Origin of the sequence: Kitasatospora sp. Root107 (assembly GCF_001424875.1) — a bacterium.
In the GTDB taxonomy this organism is placed as follows: Bacteria; Actinomycetota; Actinomycetes; order Streptomycetales; family Streptomycetaceae; genus Kitasatospora.
Genome location: NZ_LMCT01000006.1, coordinates 55114 through 80289, shown reverse-complemented (window position 1 = coordinate 80289; position 25176 = coordinate 55114). Strand labels below are relative to the sequence as shown.

Below are 25176 nucleotides of genomic sequence, written 5' to 3'. Positions count from 1 at the left end.
GTCGTCTGGCGTCCTCATCGTCCGGCCTCGGTCTTGGTGTAGAGCCGGGCGGTGCTCAGGTAGCCGGCGGGCTCGGGGGCCTCGGGATCGGGTGTCACCCGTGGCCCGGGGACCAGGGAGGTGCGTACGATCTCGTCGACGCGGACGAGGGACAGCCCGCTTCGGGCTTCCGCGTCGTTGCGCAGCTGGATACGCAGGGGGAACCGCAGGGTGGCGTTGTCGTCGCTGAGTCCGGTGGTGTAGAGCAGCTGAATGCCGAGTGCGGTGGCCATCTCCTGCTGGATCTGCATGAGGTAGTCGGCGTTGGCGCGGCCGATGGGGTTGTCCAGCATGAGGAGGCCGCCGTGCCGAGTGCGGCTGCGTGGGCCTGGCGAGGTTCGCAGGGCGGCCAGCGCGCAGTACAGGAGGATGGCTCCGGTGAGTTCTTGGCCGCCTGAGAAGATCGTTTTCATGTCTTCCACGAGCACATGCTCGATGGTGCGCGAGGCAGTTGGTTTGATCACCTTGGCGGTGAAGCCTCGTGGGACGGCGCTGTGGAGGCAGCGCATGACGACGTCGACGCCCTTGAGCCCGACGGCGTTGGGGGCAGCGGCCATGGTCTGGACTGCTTCGCGGATGAGTCCATGGAGCAGGGGCTGCTCCGGCGGCTGGTACTTGATCGTCAGGAAGCGCTGGTTTGACCACGGGCCGGCTTCGTCGGGGAAGACGGAGAAGGTACTGGCGCGGTCGAGCTTCTTCAATTCTTCCGAGACACGACCTGCCAGTTGGAGGACCAGGGTGTCGCGTACTTGCTCGACTCCGTTCAGCTGAGAGGCCAGGACAGCGGCGCGTTCCGTGAGAGCGGTCACCCAATCGGCGGCCAGGGGCGGGATCCTTCGGCCGTCGAGGGCAGAGATCTGTGTGCGCAGGGGAATGTCGAGGTCGTGGTACGCGACGTTGGAGACCGCGTCCTTCAGATCGGCTACGGCTCGTTCGACAGCTCGGTCGGCGGTGACCTTCTGCTTGTGGGCCGTCGCGTGGAGGCTCACAGCCTCCCGGGCTTTGGACTCGGCGCCTTCGAGTGACCCAGGATAGGGCGCGGCTTCCTGATCGATGGGCATGCCTTTGATCGCCGTCTCGAAGAGTGCAAGGACCGGGGCGAGCGTGGTGCGGCTGCGCTCAGCCTGCTGCTTGGCGCGGCCCGCGGCAGAGAAAGACTCCCCGGCCGTACGCGCTGCCCGGTCCGCGCCGGTCTTCAAGTCTCCGGACGTCGCCAGCAGTTTCTGGGCCTGGGCCCGGTCACTCGGGGTCCACTCGTGCGCGGTCCCCTCCTCCAGCCAGGCTTGGCCTTCTGCGGGTCGGGCCTGCTCGAGCCGTACTTGGACGCCGGCGCGCTGCGTATTGAGGTGGGTTTCGTCGGTCTGCAGTCGCTCGCGCTGCTCGGTCAGACTGCGCACGAGGGCGTCTCGTTGGATGGCATCGTCAGCACGTGCGTCCTGGGCAAGGACCTGTGCTCGATCTTGTACAGGGGTCGGGACGTTCTTCCAGAGAGCCTGGCAGGTCCGGAGGTCGGCCTCTGCAGTCCGCGCGCGCTTGCGAAGGTCTTCACCGACCTCACGGGCGCGTAGGTCGGAGGCGGCCTGCTTGTACTGCTGTCGCAACACGGGCAGGGGGTGGAGCGCGCCGGCCTGTGCCTGGCGGCGTTCGGCCTCGTCGGTGGCCGTGGTCAAATTCCACTCGCGGCTGTGTCCGTCCGCCTCCAGCTCGTGAGTCTGGACGAGACCGGCACGGCGAAGGCTCTCGTCCTCCGCCGCGGAGCAGGATGCTTCCAGCTCGCCGAACTCGACAGCCCGCATCGTGGTCCGGCGTACGAGTTCGGAGATCCGGTCAGCAGCACGGCCGGCCTCGGCCTCACGGCCGGCCAGCCGCTCCAGGCCGTCTGCCGTCCGCTGCTGGGCTGTCCACAGGTCGAGGGCGGTCTCACGCTGCGACTCGGCTTTGCCCAGGGCCAGTTCGAGTCCCTGTGCTCGCTCTGAGGCCGCGCCGGCTGCTTCTCTGGCAACCCCGGCGGCGGCCTGAAGGCTCTCCAGCTCGTCAAGGCGTATGTCGAGGGGAACCTCCCCGATCTCCTCCTGCCAGTTGTCCAGGGTGCCAAGGAGGCGTGCCGTTGCCTTTCGGCGTGTCTCCTGCTGCTGGATTTCCTCGGAGGTCTCCCGGATACGAACCTCGACGATCTCCCGCTCGCGTGCTGCGGCCAGTTCATCGTGCATGGCAGGTGTGGGCTCCACCACGGTGCGCCCGGCCCGGTCGCTGGGGGCCATGTTGGCGAAGCGGTTACCGGTTCCGATGGCCACAGCTGCTGCCGGCAGTGGGCGGAGTTCTTCCAGGAATTGGCGTGCCTTCTCCAGCTCCGACTCGTCGGTGACGATCACTCCGTCCACCAGGTCGGGGTGATCGGAAATGGCCCGGGCGTGGAGGTCGGTCGGCAGGTTGTCGCGCATCCAGATCCAGCCGGGATGGGCAATGACTCCGTGCCCGAGCAGGGCGTCGCAGACCTCGCGGACGTGAGCGCGGGCGGGCAGTAGCCCGGCACTGGTGTCGAGGGCTGTCAGGTACTCCTGGTCTCTGTCCAGCCTGCGCCGTTGAGCGGTCAGAACTCCTTCCAGAGCTGTGTGGCGGCGGCTGGCGAGTTCGTGCAGCGGCCCTGCCTCAGCGGCGATCCAGGTCAGGGCATCACCGCCGGTCGCTTCGGGTTCTGTTTCCAGCAGCTCCGAGCTGAGGGGGTCGCGCTGGATGTGCCGCGCCCTGGTCCGGAGCTTGTCGATCACGGTGCTCGCGTTGTCTGCGGCACTGCCGGCCGCAGACGCGGCGACATCGGCGTTGGAGAGCTCCACTCTGGCACGGGAAGCGCTCGTCCTCGCATTTTCGACAGCTGCTTTCGCGTCGTCGGCCTGCTCCTCAAGGTCTCTTTCCATGGCGCGGGAGCGGGTAGCTGCGTCCGCCGCCGCTTCTCCGGCCAGCACGTCCCGGGAATCGCGCGACCGCTGGAGGTCCGCTTCGAATTGGGCGACGAACGAGCTGAGGCTCGCCGTCTCGCTCTCCGCGAAACCGTCGAGCTTGCGAAGCTCGCCCATGCGGGCACGCCACGCGCTGACCTCGATCCCGCTGGCGCGGGTAGCCTCTTGCAGGTCGCGGATCTTCTTACGGACGGCCTCTTCTTCCAGGCGTAGGCCGATCCTCAGCCGGGCTGCGGCGTCGTCGGCGGCTGTCGCATAGGGAGCGATGGCCCCTTCGGCCTGTGTCAGGTCGAGATGGGTACTGTCGAAGGCATGGCGAGCGGTCGCGAGGTCCAGGGCCAGTGGTACTTGGGCCCAGCCGTCGCGTTCCTGTTCAACTTCAAGTCTCCTCGCCTCGGCATCCGCCCGCCTGGCTTCCAGATCGGCCAGATCCAGCCGAAGGCTGTGCCATTCGACGTGTCGCAGCGTGTTGTCGGCGGCGTCTTGTGCGCGCATCCTCGTCCGGCGCTCGACATCCGCCTGCTCATAGGCGGTGCCGCAAACTGCGACCTCACATGCCAGTTGTCTGTCCCTGGTCAGGAGTGCCGAAGCCAGCACCACGAGGTTCTTCGAGGCTTGTGCTGCCTGTGCTGCGCGCGAGAGCTGTGTTGTGTGGGCGTCGTCGACCTGCTGGCACTGGCGCTGCATCTCGAGGGCGAACGCGCGTTCCTTCTGCCAGAGCTGGTATTGCGAGATTGCCCCCGCGTACCCGTTGAACATTTTGCCGACCGCATCGTAATCGGAAGCGTCAGATGACTTCTTGAGGAGCCACTCCACGAAGGCACCGGACGTGGTCGTGGTGAACGCGTTGGCGGCACCGCTCTCGGTGGCGTTCATCGCGCGCTGGACGTTGAACAGGTCCGGCTCGAGGCCGAGGCTGCTCTGATGGGCCTCCCACTCCTTCTGGCCGGCTTCCTCCCTCAGGCCCAGCCCTTCGTTGCGGGCCCTGAGGTCCCGCAGCTCGGTGCAGAAGTCGTCGAAGGAGAGCCAGATGCCGCCATGGTGGAAGGGCAAGCGATCGGCGGTGAGGGCCGCTCCGGGGTGGAAGCTGTAGAAGAGTCTGCTGAGGTTCTTGTCTGCTGCCGGCGCGAGGACCTGACCGGTGACCAGGAGCTGACCGGTGCGCGCGTCCACCCACTCCATCACGATGTGCGAGGGCTGGACGGGCGAGACAACGAACTTGCGCAGCGCCTCGAGATCCTTGTGGCGATAGGGGATGGTGGTACACATGATCGCGGTGAGGAGCACGCCCTTGCCACCCCCGTTCTCCAGCATCACCAGGCTCGCAGGCGAGGGCCGATCCGGGACGTGGCCGGCGTCGGGGACCAGGGCGCCGGTCGACACCGGCTCTCCGACACCGGACAGGTCGAGGTCGACCCACTCGTACCGGGCGTCGCGGGGGCCGAAGTTTCGCAGCAGGACGCGGTTCAACTCGTACACAGTGGACTCCCGTGCGGTCAGTCGGCGAGAGGCGGGGTGAGCGTAGGGCCGGAGGCGCCGGGCGTTGGCGGGGCCGGCTCGTCGGTTGTGCGGCCGAGGTCTCCGCTCGGCAGACGGGAGATGCCCAGAGCCGCGAGCTCTCCGAGCATCTCCCCGGCCGCGAGCTCGCGGATCTGCACGCGGTATTTCACGTGCGTGACGTATGTGCCCACGCCGTCGCCTGGCACTTTGTGCATGAAGCCGTACTCGACCAAGTGCTTCAGTGCCCGCTCGACGATCTTGCGGCTGGCTGCGAACGGCGTGTTGTCGCCCTTGGTCCGTCCCGTGGCGCTGCGCCGCAGGTACGCACGCCACAGTGCTTCCAGCCCCGGCTGGCCGGTCGGCGGGTCCTGGTCCTCACCAGCCGCGGTGATGCGCTGCTCGATCGCCAGAGCATGTTCGCGCACGTAGTCGTCGACGGCGCTGGCGGTGACGCGGCCCACGAACTCGTCGTCGTCCAAGTCTTGCGGTCGGGGGAACGCGAGCGTGGCGATGGCGAGTTGGGCGAGCAGATACAGCGGCCGGTCCAGGGGAGCGGGCACCAGCTCGGTGACCGACAGGGACAGTGAGCTCTCCGCAGTGGTGCCCAGGATGAGCCCTGAGCGGTGGTCGACGCCCAGGACCGTCAGATCGAAGCCCTTCGCTGCCATGTGCACCATGTGGGCATAGCTGGGGTCTCGTTGGTAGCGCTGGACGAGTCTCGCGTACTCGCTCGATCGTGCTGGCACCCTGCCGCGGCCCAGGGCCATGGCGATCATGCGGGTGGCGTCCGCCACGTCATCGTTCGTCATACCTGGTCCTTCGCGAGTACAGGGGCGCCGGGCTGGCGGGGCGACGGGATGGGGCGGGCGGCGGGCGAGCCTCCCACGGCGTTGACCGGTTCGGCCCGCACGCTCAGCACGAGGAAGTCAGATCCGCCGAACCGCGGGTCATCCAGCTCCGCGCCGTCGTCAATCGCGACAACCGCCTCCTTCCCCTCGGCCAGTTGGGAGACGGGGATGTTGCGGAAGAGTTCCTGGACACGTAGCGCGACCAAGTGGTCGGTCCCCCATCGCTGGCTCACGCCTGGCGGGTTGAGCCGTGCTTGTCGCAGGAGCGTGGACAGGTGCACCCCCGCCGCCGGGACGCCGGCGAGGATGCCTGCCGCGTCCTGCTCCTGTTCTGGGGTGAACAGAGGTTCGTCGGCGGATTCGTCCCATTCGTGATCGGTTTGGACGGCAGCTGGCTCCAACGGCTGATTTTCGGTGATCCGGCACAGTGCAGCGAAGAAGTCAGGGAGGTAGAGCACGTGCGGGCGCCTGGGGCCGAAGGCCGCGCGGGTGAAGGCCGCCAGCGGCCCGTCCGCGCTGTCAATCGGCAGCTCCAGGACTGGCCGCAGAAGCTGGTCCTCGAGGTGGACCCGTGTGTGCAGCGCGGGTATGACGAACACCTGCCGGTCCTGCTGCCGGCGAAACTCCGGGCCGAGCTGCATCAGCAAGACGGTGAGCCCCGCGTGGCGGTTGAGGCAGTCGGCGAGCACGGCGCCCAGATCGATCAGCTGCTGGCGCTTCCGCTCGTCCTCGGTGATTTCGAGCAGCTCGCCCACCCGCTGCTGCATGGCCGTCTCGGCATCGGAGCGCGCCTTGACATGGTCGAGGGCAAGTTCGACCTCCTCGTCGACCTGCTCCGTCCAGCTGATGGCACGTACGCTGCGCTGCATCGCGGCCCTCCAGTCGGTGAGCTGCTTCGCGTAGCGCAGACTTTGTCTGCGGGCGTGCAGTGCCGCCTGTAACGCGTCCTCGATCCGGGCCCGCTTCAGCATCGCGGTCAGTCGGGCCTCGGCCGCGATCTGCGCCGATGCGACGTCGATGTCGATGGCGTGGAGCAAGACATTGATCGCGGCCTCGGTCACCACCAGTGCGGCACGCCCGACCTCGTCGGGCACCTCCCTGAGGATCTGGAACGGGAAGTCCCTTACGGAGAAGCCTTCTTCATTGAGGGTGCCGATGGGCTGCCGGAACGCACGGTCTCGCTCCTCGACGTTGATCAGTCGCTCGATGATCCACGTGCCAACGGCCTCGCGCTCGCTCTCCGTCCCCTCGGGCATCTGCAGAGCTGCGTACCGCGCTACTTCCCTGACCACGGCATCCTGACGAACCATCGTCCCCATGTCGCTGCTCAAGGCGACGAAGTCGACAGCCGCCAGAGCCAGTTCTGCGAGCCGGTAGCCGTGCCAACCCCTCTCCGTCTTCGCCTTGCTGGAGTCGAGGCCAACGACCGGACGAACCACAGCCAGTGCTTTCATCCGCGCAGTCAGGCTCTCGTAGGCTGCGATCGGTTCCTCGAAGAACACTGGCAGGGCCCCTTCCGTAGATGGCCGACACGAGGGCCAAGCTAGAGGGAGAGTCTGACAATGCGTCATATTCGAACTGCCAAACGATTATTTTCGGAAGTGAGCTCCCCGCGAGGTATCGCTTCCCAATCAACCTAGGTGCAGGGAATCGCTACGCCGTCGGTTCCCTGGGAACGGCATGCCGACCTGTGGAGCTGTCCGCAGCCAGGCTCGATCCTGACCGGCGGACGCCCAGTGGCGGATCCAACGAGCAGCTCGCCGAATTCCAGCCCGGCAAAGGCTGCGGCCAGGCCGGTTCGCTGCGACTGACGACTGCGGGCCGGGCGCACCTATCCGTTGTCGCTCACAATGCCGGCCAGGAGGCAAGGACACGACACACTCAGGCAGCCGGAACCCGCTCGTACAAGACACCTTGCGCCTCGTGCAGCTCTCGCTCGACGGTCTCGGTGAGGTTCGGGCTATCGATGAGGACGCCGAACTCGACGTTGTTGTTCTCTGCACTCCAGGAGAAGTTCGCGCTGGTCACCAACAGAAGGTGGTGATCGATCGCGAGGAACTTGGCGTGGTTGCGTACGTAGGTGCCGTCGAAGTTCTGGGTTCGCCAGATCTGTGCAGGCTTCAGATGCTCGGCGACTTCCTTGGTCGTCGGTGACCAATGCTGTCCAGGGTCGTCTGCCGCCCTGGCATCCATGTAGACGCGAACGGCGACGCCGGGCCGCTGGGCGGCTGCCTGCAGAGAAGTCCACAGACCGGAACTTCGTTGGAAGTTGAAGGTGGAGCAGGTCACCGAGTGACGCGCATTTTCCACAAGGTGCGGCACCGATGTGGTGAGCGGGCCGCTCTGTGCGAGATGCCCGGGCATGGTCCACAACGGCATAAGCGTGAGAGGAAGTGCCCGGGCACCCTCCACGGCACGCAGGAGCGAGATGTGCTGAAGTGCCGCCCCCGGTCCGCTGGCGATCGCCTCCAGGAGGCGTCGAGCCTCTGCCCGGTGGTTGGCGGCAACCACCTTGAGTGCGGCGGTGAGCGTATCTCCGTCAGCTAGCCGGTCGGCGATTCCCTGGGCCTCCGTCCTGGTGAGGAGATGCCCGAGGCGTCGGGCGGCGTCGGGGTCACTCATTTGTCGAGAAGTACCCGAGGTTGCTTCCGGGCAGGTCGAGGAGGAAGCGTCGGTCGAGGAAGCGGTTGGCCCGCTCGCAGGATGTCTCCGAGGCCATGACGCAGCAGTGGCAGGCGGCGCCGTGCAGGAAGTCCTCCGGCTTCTGGGGGGTACGCATGGCGCAGATGGGGTCGGAGGAGCAGCGGGTGGCCTTGCGCAGGGCGTCCGCGACGACCCGTTCGAGGCGTGCCGGTTCGCTGAGCTGGACGAGGCCGCCGAGGGTGCCGTCGCTGTCGGAGGCGGTGGTGCAGATGAGGAGGCCGGCGGCGGGCTCTCGTCCTTCTGCTTCGGGCCAGGCGTAGAGGCGTTCGCTGAGGCTGGCTGCCGAGTAGCCGCAGGTGAGGGCGAGTTCGCGGATGAGGATGTGGGCGAAGGTGTGGACGAGCCAGTAGCGGGGCGGCTTCAGCCGGCTGTCGGGGTTGACCTGGCCTGCGGTCTCGGAGAAGCGGCGTTCGAAGTTCCTGCGGTGTGATTCGCGGTGGGCCTGCCACACCTCGGTGTTCAGGACGCGCTTCTCCCAGGCGGCGACCTTGTCCTCGTCTAGCTGGAGGAAGATGCCTTCCCCGCGGTCTTCGGTCGCTACCGTCCAGGCGGGTCGGGAAGTGCGGGTGAGAGGTGCCAGTCGGCGTGGCAGGTCTCCGACGCGGTCCATGTCGTCGATGCGGGTGAAGCCGACGAGTGCGTTGACCTTGCGGAGCTTTTCCACGGCCAGAACACGGGTGATCTCGGGCCTTAGCCTGTCCCCTCGCTGCCGCTTGGCCAGGGTGAGGCCACTGGTCGGGTCCTCGACACGTGGGCCGAGGATGTCCAGCAGCAGGTAGCGCCACTCGGGCACCAGCAGGTCGACCGGATCCCAGTCGCGGAGCTTCTCCTCCTGCTCCTCCGCTGTGGGCTGAGGAGCAGAGGCCGTCTCCAAGGCGGCCTCCAGCTCATGGTCGGCGAGGCCGGTGACATCGATGCCGCCTACCGACAGGAGCGCCCGGATCGTCGCAAGACTGCCGCGGAACTGGGCCAAGGTGTCGCCGAGCGTGGTGCGGATGCGGTCGGCGAGGTCGTCGGCCTTCTCCTGCTGAGACTCCGGCATGACGATGATCGACTGGGTGGCGGGGAACCAGAGGTTGGAGGCGCCGACCAGCATGAGCTTCGCGGTGTTGCGGCAGCCCTTGGGCTCGAAGGCGTCCAGATGCGGGTGGCGCCCTCGGCACTGCGGCAGCTTGGCCTTGCCGGCTTCGCCCTGGGCCTCGTTCATCGGGCGCCTCATGTCGCAGGACGCGCAGAAGATGATCGCCGAGGCACCCTTTCCGGCTGTACGGTCCTCCATCTTCAGCGCCGGCACCTCGGCCCTGCTGCACGGCTGTCCGCGGTGCACCCACAGCTCGTACGGGAACTCATCGAGGTGGCCGTCCACGCACGCCAGCAGGTACCGGGCCGGTACGGCGGTGCGCCGCATCGCCTTGCCGGTACGGCTGCCTGCCCGGCCGTTGCACTTGGAGTGCTCGAAGGTGGCCAGGTCGGTGCGGAAGGGATGGGTGTTGCGGTAGTCGAACTGGGAGAGCATCCCGAGCATGTCGCAGCCCGTGCAGCGAAGCCACTGGGGGAACACGCGGGACGGGACACCGAGGTCGTTTCCCTCGGCCGAGCGGATGTGCTTCTTCGGCTGCCACGGGTGCGGTCGCAGCTGCACGTCTGGGGACCGCAGCATGGTCCGGACGATTTCCCGCAGGCGCGGTGCGTGGATCGCCGGCGGCAAGGAGTCGCGCCGCCGCCAGATGCGGTCCCAGTCGTCGAGGCCGGTGGGCATGACCGTGAACTGCGGCAGGTCCATGATCGAACCGGGACCGTAGGTGTAGAGCAGCGAGGAGGGACGTGCGGAGCCGACCTTTGCACGATTGTGCTTGGCGGCCTTCTCGGTCTCCTCCTCCAGGTCGCCGAGCGGATCGACGGCCCTGGTCGCGTCGTAGACATAGCGCGTCTCGTCGGTCATGAACTCTCCTCCGGCATCACCCACTGGGGTGCGTTGGCGGGTGCGACATACACCAGCCGTTCCTTGATCGGGCTGACCAGGAGGTTGATCTCCGGCTGCACCTCACGCATCGAGTTCGCCACGATGAACGGCGCCGCGTCCCGGGTGTCGAACCCGGACTTGGCGTTCTCCGCGCTCATCATGAGCGCGTCGTGGTGACTGTCGTCAGTGACCCTCTCGTAGACCAGCGATTTGCGCTGGTCCTCAAGATGCTTGCGACGCTTGCCCCACTGGTCGAGCCGGTTCTCCAGCCGCTGACGGGCACGCTCGGCGGCATCCTCGTCTCCGGCCCGCCCGATACGGCGCACCAGCGCGTCGATGAGCTCGGTTGCGAAGGGCCGCTCGGCCTCGATACGGGCCGCGCCGTCCTCCGGCGACAGGCTCTGCCGGCGCACTGCCTGCAGGACACGGGCCGTACTGACCAGCACACCGTCCAGGCCACGCTCCAGTGACGTCACGGAGAACGGCGTCACGGACAGTGCCTCGACCTGCTGGTAGAACGTCTCGTGGTAGTGCCGGAACTGCTCGAAGTGGGCGAGGTCGCGCGGGCGCGCCCAGTTGCCGAGTGCGACCACCAGTCCGGGGCGGGCCCTGTCACGGCCGACACGGGAGGATGCCTGGATGTACTCAGCGGTGTTCTTCGGCTGGCCGACCACCAGCATCAGCCCGAGCCGGGTTACGTCGACGCCGACCTGGAGCATAGAGGTGGCCAGCACGACGTCGTACGGGTTGACCTCGCGCTCGGAGGTCGGCTTCTTCGCCTCCCGCAGGGCCCGCAGATTCCGCTTGCCGACCGCGGAGTCGAAGACGGGGTCGAACGGTACGGACATCCGGTCCAGGGTGGAGGTGATGTCGGCGCTGGCTACCCGGGAGGTCAGTTCGGCGATGTTGAGCGCGCCGAAGTCGGTGCCGGTACGGCGCGGAAGCTTCGACCACGGGCGCCGCCTGGCCAGGGCGGTCTGGATGTCGTCACCCATGTACCGGGCCATACCCGCGAGTTCACGGGTCGCACTGAAGTAGCCGACCAGGCTCATGTACGGGTCGGCCACCTGACCCGAGCGGTCGAGCAGCAGCTGGCCACCGGCCATCAGGACCTCGGCGACGCGGATCTCCGCCGTCGTCAGGCGCACCCCGGTCGTACTGATCCCGACGTAGCGCCGGCCCGGCGCCTCCTCGGTCGGCGGGATCTCCTTGGAGAAGAAGGTGTTCCCCGCGTCGAGTACCTGCGGCGGGAAGATGGTGACGTCCCGCCCGTACAGGGCGCGCACCTGGTCGGGCGCGTTGCGTGCGGTGGCGGTGGAGGCGACCAGGAGCGGACGCACACGCCGGCCGTCCTTGGTACGCCAGTCGGTCATCACGTCGATGGCCACCTCGAACAGACCCACCGTCGTACCCAGCGCGCCGGTGATGAGGTGCAGCTCGTCCTGGATGACCAGGTCCGGGGGCCGGAGCCGGTCTGTGGAGCGCAGATACGCCTTGGGCAGGCCGTCTTTGTTGGGGTGACTGCTCTCGTCCTGGATCTTGCAGGGCGGGTAGTCGGGGTGGACGAAGCCGTGCCGCTCGCACCGCCGTGAGACATAGCCGAACAGCGACGCTGCCTCACCCTCCCGTGCGAGGCGGGCGAACTTGTCGACAGTGGCGATGACGAACGCCGGTGCGAGCCGGTAGATCTCCTCATCGACGGTCAGAACCGGCAGCCCCTCCTCGACCTCACCGCCGTCGGCGAACGGGCACTCGGCAAGCTCGTCACCGCAGTACACGTACACCCGACGCAGGCCTGGGTCGGTCTTCACGTCCCGCGCCTCGATGCGGGTACCGCACCACGGGCAGCGCTGCAGTTGCAGCACCGTCAACCGGTAGCCATGGCCTTGGTTGACCTTGCGAAGCTGATCGGCAGCCTCGTCGTACCGCTTCGGGCTCACATCGGTGCCGACCCACAGTCCGATTCTGAACGGCTCGTCCCCCCACGTGGCGGGATCCTCCAACCGCGCGCGCTCCGCGGCACAGATCAGGGTGGTGGCTCGCTGGAACTGCTGGGAGGTCAGCAGTCGCAGGGTGTAGCGCATCAGCACTGCCACGCCGGAGCGACCGTCCAACGGGCCGTCGAAGGCGTCCACGACGCCCTGGCGGCGCCGGATCGCGAACGTGTACGCGGCCAGGCCCAGGTACGCCTCGGTCTTGCCACCGCCGGTGGGGAAGAACAGAAGTTGTGCCTTGGCCAGATCACCGCCCCGCTTCTCGGCGGCCGGGTCGGACAGCAGCGGGAGCTGCATCAGGACGAACGCGAGCTGGAAGGTGTACCAGGAGTGCGCGCGCGGTCCCTGCTCCAGGACGGCGGCCCGGGCCGCGTCGAGGCTCTCACGGCTTTCCTCGGGCTGGTTCGCACGCCGCTGTGCCACCTGCGACTGGATGCGCTGATCAGCGATCACCCGGTTCATGAACCGGAAGCAGCGCAACGCCTCCTCGTCGGACAGCAGATGCTCCAAGCCGTCCGCGAGCTGCCGCTGGACCTTGCGAGCCTCGGCGACCGCGTCCAGGCCCTCCGGGCGAAGGTGCTCGGGCAGTGCCTCGGCCCTCTTCTCCTCACCGTCCAGCCAAGCCGCGTACGTTTCGGCAATGGGTGCAAGGCCGGCACGCAGTTCCTCGGGCGTGGCCTCTTCCAGCTTGCGCATGTCGAGCAGGGCCGCGCCGATCTCCTCCGCAGCGGTCTGCGGGGTCTCGCTGGTCGGCAGCCAGGTCGTCCACACGCTGCCGGCGCGACGCGCGCCCTCGGCCACCTCCCAGTCCACCGAACAGGTACGCCCGACCGCGAACTCCAGCCGGTCACGGTACTGCAGCCGCAGCCGGCGCAGCTCGTCGTCCGGTTCGTGGTGGGTGTCCGTCAGTGCGTCGTTCACTGGCAGGAACACTGCCTCGCCGCTGGGTGTGGAGACGACCAGTTCGGTCTGGTAGAGCCATGCCTCCACCGGGATCTTGCGCGGCGTCTCGCGGTCGTTGCAGAGCGCGATCTCGATCAGCCGGCAGCCGCGCTCGGTGTCGTCGTAGCGGTCGACCCTCAGCGTGACCTTGTCCTCCAGTACGAAGGGCTCAGTACTGGAGGGGGTGAGGTTGGAGACCGTGATCGTGGTGGTGACCTCATGCGGCCTGCGCCGGTAACGGCGGAGAGCGGCTGTCGGGTCCTCGCCCTCGCCGGGCTTCTCCTTCACCGGCTCGTACGTGCCCCACCGCGCGGTGACCGTGAATGCCTCCAGGTCATCGGGGATCTGACAGCGCAACCCCATCGACGCCGGGATCATCAGACCGCGCTTCTGCGGCTGGTCCTCGACCTCGTCCTCATCCGCCCCCGCGCTGCTCTCGTCCACGGCGGTCATCGGCACACCACGGCTCTCGGACGCGTCGACGGCATCGCCGACGTCGGTCGCGGCGTCAGCAGACCCCGACTGGGTGGGGTCGTCCGTACCGTCGTTCAGACGGACGGGCGCGATGCGGCCGACCAGGTACGCCGAGTCGGGGACACCCGCGATGATCTCCTCGGGACCGCCTGCCGGCCCCAGGAGTTCACGCTCCAGGATGTCGGCCAGATTCTCGCGTGCCGTCCAGGACCGGTCGTCCGGCTCAAGACGGAGACGGTAGCTTTCCTGCTCCTGCGGCGCGGCAGGCTGCTGGGCGGATCGGGTGCTCACTCGTCGTCCCCTTCCTCGTCGCCGCCATCCTCGCTCACGGGTACGACATCACCCTGGGCGGCGGCGCGGCGGTGGTTCTCCTCCAGCAGCCGGTCCAGAATCTTCACCCGGGCGGCCGGGCTCACCGTCCACCGCTCCATCTGCCGGTAGGTGTGGAAGCCGTGGTCGAGTGGGATATCGCCCCAGCCGTAGGCGGCCACCAATGCCTGATCAAGCTCAACATGGATCTGACGCAGACGAGCAACGTCAAGGTCGGCTGAGTTGGCGATAGCAGGATCATTGACGCGATTGTAGAGTTTGGTTAGTCCGAGATTGCGACTGACCATGATCTCGCGTCGCTCGGCGTCGAGAGTGCGGCCGATCTCAGCCAATCCCTCAGATGAACTCGGGCGAGGGAAAGTGGAAAACACATCAGATGGCGTATAGCGCGGGTCATTGCGCATGCCTGATCCGTACTTAATTGCCCACATTTGATGCACAGTTGATGACAGCACCGCCTGGTCGGCGAACGAATCCAATGCAAAGACGCCAAGAACATTACCGAAGACCTGGCCGCTCAAAACGCGCATCGGCATCAGTGTCCTACTTACCAATGCAATTACGAGCACCTCATCCAGATCATGAATCGCCTTACGCATGGCCGGGCGAGTCTTCTCATACTGCCACCAGCGTTCGCGCACGGCCTTCTGGTTAATCTTCTGTCGGCCAGGCATTACCTCCTCTTGAACCCGCCGGAACGGAAGCTCATATTTTGAAGCCTGCGCCTCAGATCGGTCATTGAAGTCAATAACCCATCGAGACGGCGAAAGATCGGGGCGCGAGTTAAGGTCCTCGCCATTAAGGTAGGGGAAAATCACCTGCGCATTCTTCTCGTCCTCCTCGATCCATGCCTCGGCCTCCTGTGGATCCAGTGCGAAACCCTGGCCCCGAGTGATGAATCCCTGAAACGCGATGTTGGAATTTTCCGCCAGTCGCACCGGGTCACCGCCCACACGCCCGCCTGCCTCAAGCAACGTGGAGATCCACTGCGTCTCGATGTCGTCAACGATCCGGGGCATTTCCAGCATCACTGGACCGCGGCTTCCCCAGATCGCCGCGTACTCCAGGTTGGCGCCAGCTGCTGGCCAGGAGCGGCTCTGGATGGCTCGGGTGATCGTGAAGCCCCGTTCGGCGAGTTGGTCGAGGCCAACCTGTCGGGTGTCCCCTTGAGCAACCGTGTTGGTCGCGATCAAGCCCAGCCCTCCCTGCTGCGAGAGCAGTCCATATGCGCGGAGGAGGAAGTACGCTACTAGGTCGGCGCTGCCCTTCTTACCGCTGGCGAGGATATGGACGAACCAGTCGCGGACGTTGGTACCCATCGTCCCGGTGAGCTTCTGCCCGCCGAGGAACGGCGGATTGCCGATGATGGCATCGAAGCCGCCCCGCTTCATCACGTCCGGCACGGCGAGGATCCAGTGCAGGGGCTTCCATCGCTCGTAGTCCGTGGTGACCGTCGGCGTGAGGCCAGCCTCCAGGATGGCGTCGAGCATCGCCCGGTCGGCCTGCCCGCCGCCGACCGGGTAAGCAAGTTCGACTGCGATGCGCAGGTTCTGATACGCCTCTCTCAGCTGCTTGCCGGGCTTGCCGCCCCACCTCAGCCCGGCGGCGATCACACTGTCGGCGACGCCGGCGAGCTGTGCGGTGATCTTCTGGTACTCGCGCCACTGGCGCCGCTTGGTCGCTGCGGAGCGCTGGGGGTCGTCCTCGTTGACCTCGGTAGCAAGCTGCTGTCGCAGGCGGGAGGCGCGCTCCAGGGTGCCGTCGATGTCGATGTTGAACATGCTGATCTGGCTGCCTGCGGTCTCCGGCGTGATGTGCAGGTCACGCAGCTGCCGCACGTCAGTCAGGCCGAGCAGCGCATTGCCGTGCAGGACCTTGTCGTCCACAAAGGAGAACGGCAGCTTGGGGTCGAGGGACACCAGCCACAGCGAGAGCTTGCACATCTCCACGGCCATGCCGTTGATGTCCGCACCGTACAGACAGCTAGCAACGACCATCCTTATGGCGCGGACCTGGAGTTCGTGCGCCGTCCGCCCGTACGCGACGTCTTCGCGGTGCCACGCCTCCACCAGCCGCGCCGCGAGGTAGCGGGCCGCGGCGACGAGGAACGCGCCCGATCCGCAGGCGATGTCGGCGATCCGCAGGTCGAGGATCTCGTCGGAGGAGATCCACCGCCACGTTTCCCGGTCGGTGGTCTGGTACGGCCCTGGTGAGCGGACGAGGGGGTCGAGAGCGTGGCGTACGACCTCCTCGGCAAGTGAGCGGGGTGTGTAGTGGGCGCCGGCCGATGCCCGTGAGGGGGTTTCCACCAGCAGGACGCCGCCGGGCTCGACCACGAGGGGCCGATTGCGCAGGTCGCGGCGGATGATGCCGATGAAAGGGCGCAGGCGGTCGCGCAGTTCGGTGGCATCGGTGAGGTCGTGCAGGGCGATCTCGGCGTCGTCGACCAGAGTGTCGCCCGCTTTGAGCGCCTTTGCCAGGGCAGCCTTGCTGGCGGGCTTGGCGGCGGGCTGGTGCTGCTTGACCCAGGCGAGGATCGCCTCACCGAGGGCGGTCTCGGTCCGGGCGCCCTCGGCGAGTTCTTCGAGGGTGGCGAGGGGGATCTCGGGTTCGGAGCCGGGGCTGCCGACCAGCCCGACGACCGTCTCGTCGACGTTCTCGCAGGAGTAGCCGAGCAGACCCTCGTAGATGTAACCGATCTGTTCGACATCGATGTCGCGGAACGAGATCCGGCGGGCGCCGCCGGTCAGTTGGGCGATCTGGACGGCGCGCAGCACTTCGAGCAGGACTCGGTCGCTGACGGCGATGGCGAGCGCGTCCTGGGAGTTGCGGGCGGTGAGAAACGGGAAGCGGAGGGGGTCGAACAACGACCCGCCGTACTCCGGCAGGCGCAGGTCCTCGAAGGTGGCTCCGCTGAACAACGCCTCCGAGGTGGCCAGGAGGCGGTGCCAGGTGAGGGAGGTCGCGTCGAGGGCCTGGTCGCCTTCCTCGTGCTGCCGGGCGTCGAGGCGGTCGAGTTCGTCGCTGATGCCGTAGCCCATGGCGAAGAGCTGGTTCTCGGGGAGCAGGCCTCGCTCTTCGGCGAAGAGGAGGAAAACGACGCGCATCATGACGGTGACGGCGGCCTCGTAGACCTCGCCGCGCCGTTCGGGGAGGGGGTCGGGCTCGCTGCGTTGTGCCGCTTCCAGGCCGCCTTCGGAGAGGGCCTGGACGATGAGTTCGACAGCTCGGCGGACCTGGGTGCCCAGGGCGTCGGTGATCTTCTCGGCGGCGGTGACGGACTCACCGAACAGTTCGGTCAGCCGGTCCTGCGCCTTGCCGCCAACGAGCCGGCGGAGCTGGAGGAGTTCGATGAAGGCGTTGCGGGTCTGGGGTTCTTCGATCCAGGTCTGGGCGTCCACGATGCCGGAGGCGACCATGGTTTTCTCCCGGGCGCTGACGACGGCCCACCAGCGGCCGTCGGTGACGACGCCGATGGTGACGCCGCAGGCGCGCAGAAGTTCGTCCATGCGGTCGACGGGGTTGGCGGACCAGCCGTCGGTGAGCGGGTCACGCAGCGAGTCGACCGGGTCGGTGACCATGACGAGCACCGCTGTGGTCCCGCCGTGGACGAGGGCCCCGTCGGCGCGGACGGTGACGGTGTGATCGGGTGAGCGGATCTCGGCGCCGGCCGGGCCCGGGGAGGTGTAGGAGGGGCCCCAGCGCAGCCCTTGGCGCAGGACGAGGTCGACCCAGGTGTCGCGGGCCTGGCGGTAGACGTCGAGGGCGCCATTGTCGTCCCGGTGGGTGTCCCAGCGTTCCCATGCCTTCTCGAAGGCGGGCTTGGCGTCCTTGACAGCCGCGATCGCGCGGGAGTCGGGCTGGGGCATGCCTTGAGGCCAGACGCGCTCGAGTGCAGGGACGGCGAGGAACGGGCCGTCGGCGTCGACCAGTTCGAGCCAGCCTCGGTGCAGGTCGGCAGTGGTCTGGGCGTACTTGCGGCTCATGCCTGAACGCTTCCGTTCTTCGCGTCTTCGGTGGTCAGGGCGAACACGACGGCCGCGGCGGACACGTACGGCCGGATGTCGCTGTAGCGCTCCCGGATCGAGGCGATCTCGCGCGCTTCCTCGTCGTCCAGGCTTTCCATGCGCTCGTTCATGTTGTGCAGGTCACGGCGGCGCTGCTTCTGCTGGTCGTCGGTGAAGAGCAGTTCCTCCTCCTGGACCCGAATGGCCTGCTCCAACCGGTCGCGGGACTCGCCCAGGTTGATCCGGAACGCACCGAAGATCTCGCGGGCCCGGGCGATGTCGGTCTCCTGGCGTCGCTTGAGCGTCTCGGTGACCTTCTCCTGTCGGCTCTCGCTCTTGCGCCGCATGGCGTTCAGGAGCCGTGTGCGCAGCCGAGCGTCATCGTCATTCCACAGGCCGGCGAGGTGAGCGCGTACCTGCTCGTCGGCAAGGACCAGGTTCCCGGAGTCGAGAGTTTCGTCGAGGACCTGCTCGACCCTGGCCTCGGCGAGTGCTTGTCCGCGCAGCCGGATACCGGTGAGGAAGACCTCCTCGTGCAGGCGTAGGCCCCCACGCCCGACGAGCACGAGGCGGGAGACGGCTGCGACGCAGGACTCGGGAAGGTCGTCGGTGACGACTGCGGTAACCCGGTTCACGGGTGCGTCCACGCTGAACAGGGCGCTGCGCAGGGTGCGGGTGGCGCGCTGCATGAGGGCGTGGCCGAGGTGGATGTGCACGAGGTCGGTGCGTCCGTGTGCCGCCTTGTCGTCGAAGGTGATCGGACGCGGAACGCCGGGCTCCAGGCGTGTGTCCAGGCCGCGCAGGGCCGGTTGCCAGGAGCGGCCCAGGGGCGGGACCTGGAAGACCTGGGCATCGGTGTCTTGGTCGCCGATCTCCGCGAGCGGCGGCTGGGAGTCGAGGTCGAGGGCGGTGTCCACGACGCGGCGCGCGTTGGCGGGCGTGAGGTGCATGACCGCCTTGCGGTCCTCGTAGGTCCGGGACAGTTCGGTGAGCTCACGGTTGAGCTCGATGCTGCCTGCCAGCGTTTCGGTCTCGGCCATGTCGGCGTCGTCCGACGCGCTCGGCCGGGCCTTGCGCGGTGTGCTCACTGGGCTGAAACGCTGCTGCACTGCGGCGTCGATGACCTGGTTGACCCTGCCCAGGTCCTGGCTCGCGTTGCCGACCTTCCTGGCGATGATCTCCATGAAGGCCATGTCGGCCGCGTAGGTCGAGGAGGAGGTGCCGGGCGAGAAGTGGTAGATCTCAGGGTTCTTGGTCTGCCCATACCGGTCGATCCGGCCGATGCGCTGCTCGAGGCGCGACGGGTTGAACGGGATGTCGAAGTTCACCAGCCGGTGGCAGTACGACTGGAGGTCGATGCCCTCTCCCGCGGAGTCGGTGGCGAGCAGCACTCGCACCGGATGTTTGTCCGGCCGCTCTGTGAACCGTGCGCGGATCAGTTCCCGTTCCTCCAGCGGGGTCGAGCCCTGGATCGTCTCCAGGACGTCGCCGTAGCCGCGCTGGCGCAGGACACCGGCGATCCAGTCCAGAGTGGCGGCGTATTCGGTGAACACCACGACCCGCTCGTTCGACCACCGGCCGTCCGGACGGCAGTTTCCGTCGAGGAAGGTGAGCAGGGCTTCGAGCCGGGAGTCCGGCTTGTGCTCGTAGCGCATCCCCCACTCGACCAGTGAAGCGGCCGTGTCGCCGAGGTCGTAGGGCAGCGGGTCGGCTCCCTTGGAGTGCCGCAGCGCGGTGAACTCGGGGTGCTCGACCTCGCCTTCCTCCTCGTCGGACTGTCCGCTTCCGAGGATCTCGGTGTAGTAGTCGTCCTCGTCCAGCTCCGGCTGCCTGCTTCCGGCAGCCGCGCCCTGGTACAGGTCAAGGGTCCGCGCGAACGACCACGGGCTGGACAGGAAGCGCTTCTTCAGCAACATCGAGACGATGTCGCCGCCCTTGCCCCGGCCCTTCGCTCGGGCAACCTCCGTGAGCAGTCCCACCAGCCGGTCGAACTGCTCCTGTTCGTCCTCGGAAGGCGTGAACGGGATCGTCAGCAGCTCACGGGGCCGGAAACCCTTGTCCGGCAGCTCGGTCTTCAGCCGACGGACCCGCACCTCACGGAGCGCCTTGCGGTCGATGCTCGCGCCCCGGCTGAAGCGGCGGCTGTCGATCATCTCCAGGAGGGCGGTAAACGACTCCGAATAGCCGTTGTGCGGCGTGGCACTCAGGAACAGGCGGTGCTCACACGCCTCCGCCAGCTTCTTCGTCGCCGTCGTACGGTTACTGTCCACCGCGTAGCCGCGCTGCCCCGGGGCCGTGGTCGGGCTGGCCGGAGCCACATGGTGTGCCTCGTCGACTACCAGCACGTCGAAGGCGAAGCGCCGTGCGGTGGAGGTCCGGCGCACATCGGCCAGGACATCGCGCAGCAGCCGCTGGGCCCGCAGCGACGGCAGCCACGCCATGCTCACGATCACACGCGGGAACAGCCGGAACGGGTTGGCGTTCAGCCCGTGGCTGCGCCGGACCTTCGCCATCAGCTCACTGTCGACGATCACGAAGTCCAGGCCGAACTTCTCGCGCATCTCGTCCTGCCACTTCAGCCGCAGGCTCGGCGGGCAGACGATGACCACGGTCCGGGCGCGGTGGCGCAGCAGCAGCTCCTGGACGACCAGGCCAGCCTCGATGGTCTTGCCCAGGCCGACGTCGTCGGCCAGCAGCAGGTTCGTCCGGGAGGACTTCAACGCCCGGCGCAGAGGCTCCAACTGGTAGGCCTCGACGTTCGCACCACTGCGGAAAGGGGCCTGGTACGAGTCGGCATCCGCCGAGGTCACCGCGCCCCACCGCACCGCGTCCACGAACGCGGCCAACTTGTTCGGATCGTCGAACGCCTCGGGCCGGACGGTCTCGGGCAGGCCCTGGTCGGGCTGCAGCGTGTGCCCGACCTCCAGTTCCCAGACAACCGTGAGTTCCTGGCCGAGCCGGTCCTCGTCGAGGGACTGGAGACTGACCACATGGGTGAGTCCCGCACGCCCCTCGTCGGCAGGGCTTCGCGGCAGTCCCTGGCGTCGCACGTCCGACACCGCCCAGGTGGAGCCCCGGACCTTCACCACCTGGCCAGGGTCCGGTACGGGAGGCAGGGCTTCCGTTCGACCGGTGCGGTCTCCTTCACCGTGCTGGTCTTCAGTAACGGTCGCCACGTGACGGACTCCTTCTTCGATGCGCACCCTGGCCGGCGATCATTCTCCCACTGGTCCGTAACAGCCAGTTCGCAGGTACGTTCGCCAAGTGATCAGTATCTCCGAGACCGGAAGCTCGCCACTAGGACCGGGCAGGTGCTCGTGCGCTGACCCGCCAGCGTCGCACGTCACCGCCCCTCGCCCGCCGGACTGCGAGGGCGGTGACGTGCACGTCGGCCGGCCGCGATGGGGCCGACGCCTGACAACAGGACGTTGGCACAGGGCAGCTGCGTTACCGATGCTGGCGTGCTGGGTTCACTTACAGCCGCTCGGGCGTTCCGATTCCGAGGAGGTCCATCCCCTGCCGCAGGGTCTGGCCGGTGAGCTGGCATAGCAGCAGCCGGGTTTCCATGACCTCTCGGCTCGAGGCCTTGAGGACGGGGCAGTGCTCGTAGAACGTGGTGTACGCCGACGCCAGAGTGTGCAGGTAGGCGCAGAGGCGGTGGGGTTCGAACGTCTCGGCGATGAGGTCGATGGTGGCGCCGAACTCGTCGAGAAGCAGACCGAGGGCGCGCTCGGCCGACTCCAGGGCAAGATCCTGGTGGGCGGTCGGCGTGGCCTCTTCGGGGGCCTTGCGCAGGATCGACTGGATGCGGGCGTAGGCGTACTGGAGGTAGGCCCCGGTGTCGCCGTTGAGGGAGACCATACGGTCGGTGTCGAAGACGTAGTCGCGGGTGCGCGAGGTGGAGAGGTCCGCGTACTTCACTGCCCCGATGCCGACCTGCCGTGCCCGGTCCTCGAGTTCCTCGGCGCCGAGCTGGGGGCTCTTCTCGGCGACGACGGCGCGGGCCCGGTCGACGGCCTCGTCGAGGAGGTCCATCAGCCGGACTGTCTCGCCGGAGCGCGTCTTGAAGGGCTTGCCGTCCTTGCCGAGGACCGTGCCGAACGGCAGGTGCAGGGCGCGGACGTTCTCGGGGAGCCAGTCGGCGCGCCGGGCGGTCTCGAAGACCATTTGGAAGTGGAGGGCCTGGCGGCTGTCGACGACGTAGAGGAGCTGGTCGGCGCCGAGCATCTCGACGCGGTCGCGGATGGCGGCGAGGTCGGTGGTGGCGTAGCCGTAGCCGCCGTCGCTCTTCTGGACGATGAGCGGAGTGGGCTCGCCGTCGGGCCCCTTGATGTCGTCGAAGAAGACGCACAGCGCACCGCCAGAGCGCACCGCGACGCCAGAGGATTCGAGGTCCGAGCATACGTCGGCGAGCATGTGGTTGTAGTAGCTCTCGCCGATGGCGTCGGTGTCTTCGAGGAGGACGTCGAGGTTCGCGTAGACGGCTTCGAAGTACAGCTTCGACTCGTCGACCATGCGCTGCCAGGAGGCAACAGTCTCCGCGTCGCCGGCCTGGAGCTCGACCACACGCCGACGGGAGCGGTCGGCGAAGTCGGTGTCACTGTCGAACAGGGCACGCGACGCCTTGTAGAGGCGATTGAGGCGGGACATCGACGGACCGGACTCGGCCGGCTCGGTGCCCTCGTCCAGCTTGTCGGGGTGTTCGACGAGGTACTGGATGAGCATGCCGAACTGGGTACCCCAGTCGCCGAGGTGGTTGCGCTTGATGACCTTCTCGCCAGAGAACTCCAGGGTCCGCACCAGGGCGTCGCCGATGATCGTCGAGCGCAGGTGGCCGACGTGCATCTCCTTGGCGATGTTCGGCTGGCTGTAGTCGATTACCGTGACTCCGGGTGCGGCGCTACTGCCCACTCCGAGGCGGGCGTCCGCCGCACGGGCGGCCAGCCGGTCGAGGATCGCGGCGTCCGTGACGGTGACGTTGATGAAGCCCGGGCCCGAAACCTCCAGGCCCGCGATCACCTCGTCCGCGGCCAGGTTCTCCAGGACACGTGCGGCGACCTCGCGGGGATTGGCCCGCAGGGGCTTGGCGAGGCTCATGATGCCGTTGGCCTGGAAGTCCGCACGGTCGCTTCGTCGCAGCTGAGGGTCGCTGTCCGCTGTGTCAGGGAACGCGGCGGAGAGCGCCTTGGTGAAGCGCTGCTGCACTGCGTCGGCGATGGAGAGGACCGTAGCCATAGAAGGAGGGACCACTTCTGTGAGAAGGCGGAGCCGTGAACGATCCGCGCGGAGTCGCACACCAGCGGCACCCCCAGGACGGTCGGCGCCGCGCCTCGAGTATCCCATGCCCTCTCGGTCGCCGGACCGATTAACCCCGGGCGTCGGCAGCCCCTCGCCGACAACAGCACTCCCGAACAGCACTTCACCGCTGCATACCTGATTGATCATCAGCAAATAGGGCAGGGGCTCCGCTTGGCGTCAGCGCCATCCGAGCGGCGACTGCTCAGCGAATCCGATAATTCGATCGAACGCAACGTGACCGAGCGGCTACGGTGGCAAGTCTGCGTGCGGCGCTCGGGAGGGGAGCGAGGTGAGCGGCTTGTTGGGTGGTGCAGATGATGCGCGGGACCTTGCGGTCTCGGTACAGCACGCGTTCGAACAGCCTGACAAGGGAACCGAGTTCGAGCTTTCGGGGTTCGTCGATGTCGCCGGGCTGGTGCGCCGCTTGCGCCACCGGGAGCGCGAGGTCGTCGCCAAGCTGCGCTGCACCGAGGCGGCGCTCTCCGAGCAGCGCCTGGCTGCTGAAGCGGCCCGTCGCCTCGATGACCTGTCGGTCGCCGGCTTCGGGGCCATTCAGGTGTGTGTTCCCGAGCTGGTCCAACTACCCGACCAGAGAGCCGCGCTGGTGTCTCCCTACCTCGGTATCCCGTTGTCGGCGCCGTCAGCTGCTGCCCTGGGCTTGTCCGGTGGGGCTGTCTCGGAACTCCTCGCGACCCTGCTCGCTCGCGGGGTCGAAGCCTCCGGGTGCATTCCGCGGAACATGTTCTGCCACAGTGGCCGGACGGTCTTGATCGACTGGGAGGACGCGCTCCTCGTAACGGCTGGCGCCGCGCCTGACCAGCTGACCTTGATGAAGTGGGACATCGCCTGGTCAGACCTCTTCGGGGACGACTTACGGCTCAGCGATCAAATCCCTGCATCCGTGCCCGGGGGCGCGGCGGAGTTGGACGGCTTCGAAGCCACCCTGGCGGCCTGGCTGCCTCCCGCCACAACGCGGCAAGAGGTCCGGCGGCACGGCATCGAGGTGACGCTGGCCAGCGAGCTCCCGGTGTCCGAAGCTGCGCCGGCAAGCGCGGCCCGGCTGGGACACCTTGCCGAGGATGTCCTGCCGCCACAGCTCGGCGTCTTCCACACCGTGTTGACCGCACGGCTGCGGGAGCGCCACGGGGATGCCGCCTATGCCGCCCTGCTCGGCCAGCTGCACGCTCTGGTGAAGCATCCTCGGCCGACCGTCCCCGAGCTGGAGGAGCTACGGCGCGGCTGGGTGGTCGAACTGTTCTCGGCCGCCGAGGACGATCTTCTGGGCGAGGCCCAGACGCTGCGGCAACTTGTGTGGCACCTAGACCAGTTGGTGTCCACGAGCGGATGGGCGGGGGCCTGCGAGCGGGCCGAGGTCACCGAGGAGATCACCAGCCGCCTCGCTCGTGTCGTTCTGGCCACCCTGGGGCATGAGGAGCTGGATCTTCTCCTGCGCGGTTCGTGCGCACAGGGGGTTCTGGGCCTGTGCAGTGACGTGGACTTCGAGTTGAGCTCCGCCGAGTTCCCTGCCGGGTATCAGCCTGCGGAGGAGCTGTTGATCGAGGCGCTCGGCTGCCTCGGGCTGGCTGCGGAGGGGTCCGCCGCGCGGCCGGTCGAACGCGATCTCGTCAGCGCTGACGGCCGGGTGAGCCGCGACCTGCACGAGTGGTTCGAGCTTCGCCGGCCCGGCTCCGCCCACCACGACCCGGGCTGGACTGCAGCCCTTCTGTCTGGCCCCTCTGCCGACGAGCTTTGCCGGCCGAGTCAGTACGAAGAGCAGGGCCGCGAACTCACCGCCAAGTACCTCTGGTTCGAGTCCCGGGCCGCGCTGACGCGGCTGGCGTTTACCGCCCCTGGGCTCTTTCCGCGGCCCGTGACGTTGGAGCGGCAACTGACCGCTCTGCCTGGGCTGATTGGCGACCGAGAGGCCGCCGAGCTGCGCGACCTCGTCCACGAGACATTCACCCTGCGGGAGGCGGCCGACCCGTCCCGGCTAGTCGGCGGCCAGGCGGAGCGCGAGTGCTCCCGCCTCGCCGAACGGCTTGACCGGCTGCGCCAACGGCTCGGGCTGCCTGGTCCCCAACCCTCCTGATTTCCCGTTCCGCCCCGATCCGCGCCATCTCA

The 25176-nt window shown here is 67.6% G+C and carries 10 protein-coding genes; 1 reads left to right on the top strand and 9 read right to left on the bottom strand.

The features are described from left to right. Nucleotides 1-14 precede the first annotated feature (14 nt). The 9 genes from ASC99_RS07380 to argS form a co-directional block, all read right to left on the bottom strand. Complete coding sequence (locus ASC99_RS07380) at nt 15-4475, bottom strand: hypothetical protein (protein WP_057229628.1); 4461 nt, start codon at nt 4473-4475, stop codon at nt 15-17. A 17-nt stretch (nt 4476-4492) separates the two neighbouring features. Beyond that, nucleotides 4493-5305 carry a hypothetical protein gene (locus ASC99_RS07375; protein WP_057229626.1) on the bottom strand — a complete coding sequence of 271 codons (813 nt, stop codon included), beginning with the start codon at nt 5303-5305 and terminating at the stop codon, nt 4493-4495. Continuing rightward, nucleotides 5302-6846, bottom strand: a complete 1545-nt coding sequence (locus ASC99_RS07370; RefSeq protein WP_057229624.1) for a hypothetical protein — start codon at nt 6844-6846, stop codon at nt 5302-5304. Before ASC99_RS07370 ends, ASC99_RS07375 begins: the two co-directional genes overlap by 4 nt. A gap of 379 nt (nt 6847-7225) precedes the next feature. Beyond that, nucleotides 7226-7966, bottom strand: coding sequence for a DISARM system phospholipase D-like protein DrmC (gene drmC, locus ASC99_RS07365; RefSeq protein WP_057229622.1), 741 nt, complete (start codon nt 7964-7966; stop codon nt 7226-7228). Next, complete coding sequence (gene drmB / locus ASC99_RS07360; RefSeq protein ID WP_057229620.1) at nt 7959-9989, bottom strand: DUF1998 domain-containing protein; 2031 nt, start codon at nt 9987-9989, stop codon at nt 7959-7961. The genes drmC and drmB overlap by 8 nt, the downstream gene beginning before the upstream one ends. Next, nucleotides 9986-13711 (bottom strand): DISARM system helicase DrmA, encoded by a 3726-nt coding sequence (gene drmA, locus ASC99_RS07355; protein WP_057229618.1) that lies wholly within the window; start codon nt 13709-13711, stop codon nt 9986-9988. Before drmA ends, drmB begins: the two co-directional genes overlap by 4 nt. After that, nucleotides 13708-17736 carry a DNA methyltransferase gene (locus ASC99_RS07350; protein ID WP_057229616.1) on the bottom strand — a complete coding sequence of 1343 codons (4029 nt, stop codon included), beginning with the start codon at nt 17734-17736 and terminating at the stop codon, nt 13708-13710. The genes drmA and ASC99_RS07350 overlap by 4 nt, the downstream gene beginning before the upstream one ends. After that, nucleotides 17733-20933: a DISARM system SNF2-like helicase DrmD gene (gene drmD / locus ASC99_RS07345; protein WP_057229614.1), complete on the bottom strand. Its 3201-nt coding sequence runs from the start codon at nt 20931-20933 to the stop codon at nt 17733-17735. The genes ASC99_RS07350 and drmD overlap by 4 nt, the downstream gene beginning before the upstream one ends. Nucleotides 20934-21231: 298 nt before the next feature. Next, nucleotides 21232-22992: an arginine--tRNA ligase gene (gene argS / locus ASC99_RS07340; RefSeq protein WP_057229612.1), complete on the bottom strand. Its 1761-nt coding sequence runs from the start codon at nt 22990-22992 to the stop codon at nt 21232-21234. Nucleotides 22993-23344: 352 nt separating this feature from the next. Between argS and ASC99_RS07335 the strand changes: the two genes are divergently transcribed. Then, a complete protein-coding gene (locus ASC99_RS07335; protein ID WP_057229610.1) occupies nt 23345-25144 on the top strand; it encodes a hypothetical protein in 1800 nt (599 codons plus the stop codon). Nucleotides 25145-25176 lie beyond the last annotated feature (32 nt).

Bases quoted from the DNA above. Each gene is read 5' to 3' on its own strand.
- ASC99_RS07375 (WP_057229626.1), bottom strand. From the start codon at position 5,305: ATGACGAACGATGACGTGGCGGACGCCACCCGCATGATCGCCATGGCC.
- drmC (WP_057229622.1), bottom strand. From the start codon at position 7,966: ATGAGTGACCCCGACGCCGCCCGACGCCTCGGGCATCTCCTCACCAGG.
- drmB (WP_057229620.1), bottom strand. From the start codon at position 9,989: ATGACCGACGAGACGCGCTATGTCTACGACGCGACCAGGGCCGTCGAT.
- ASC99_RS07350 (WP_057229616.1), bottom strand. From the start codon at position 17,736: ATGAGCCGCAAGTACGCCCAGACCACTGCCGACCTGCACCGAGGCTGG.
- argS (WP_057229612.1), bottom strand. From the start codon at position 22,992: ATGGCTACGGTCCTCTCCATCGCCGACGCAGTGCAGCAGCGCTTCACC.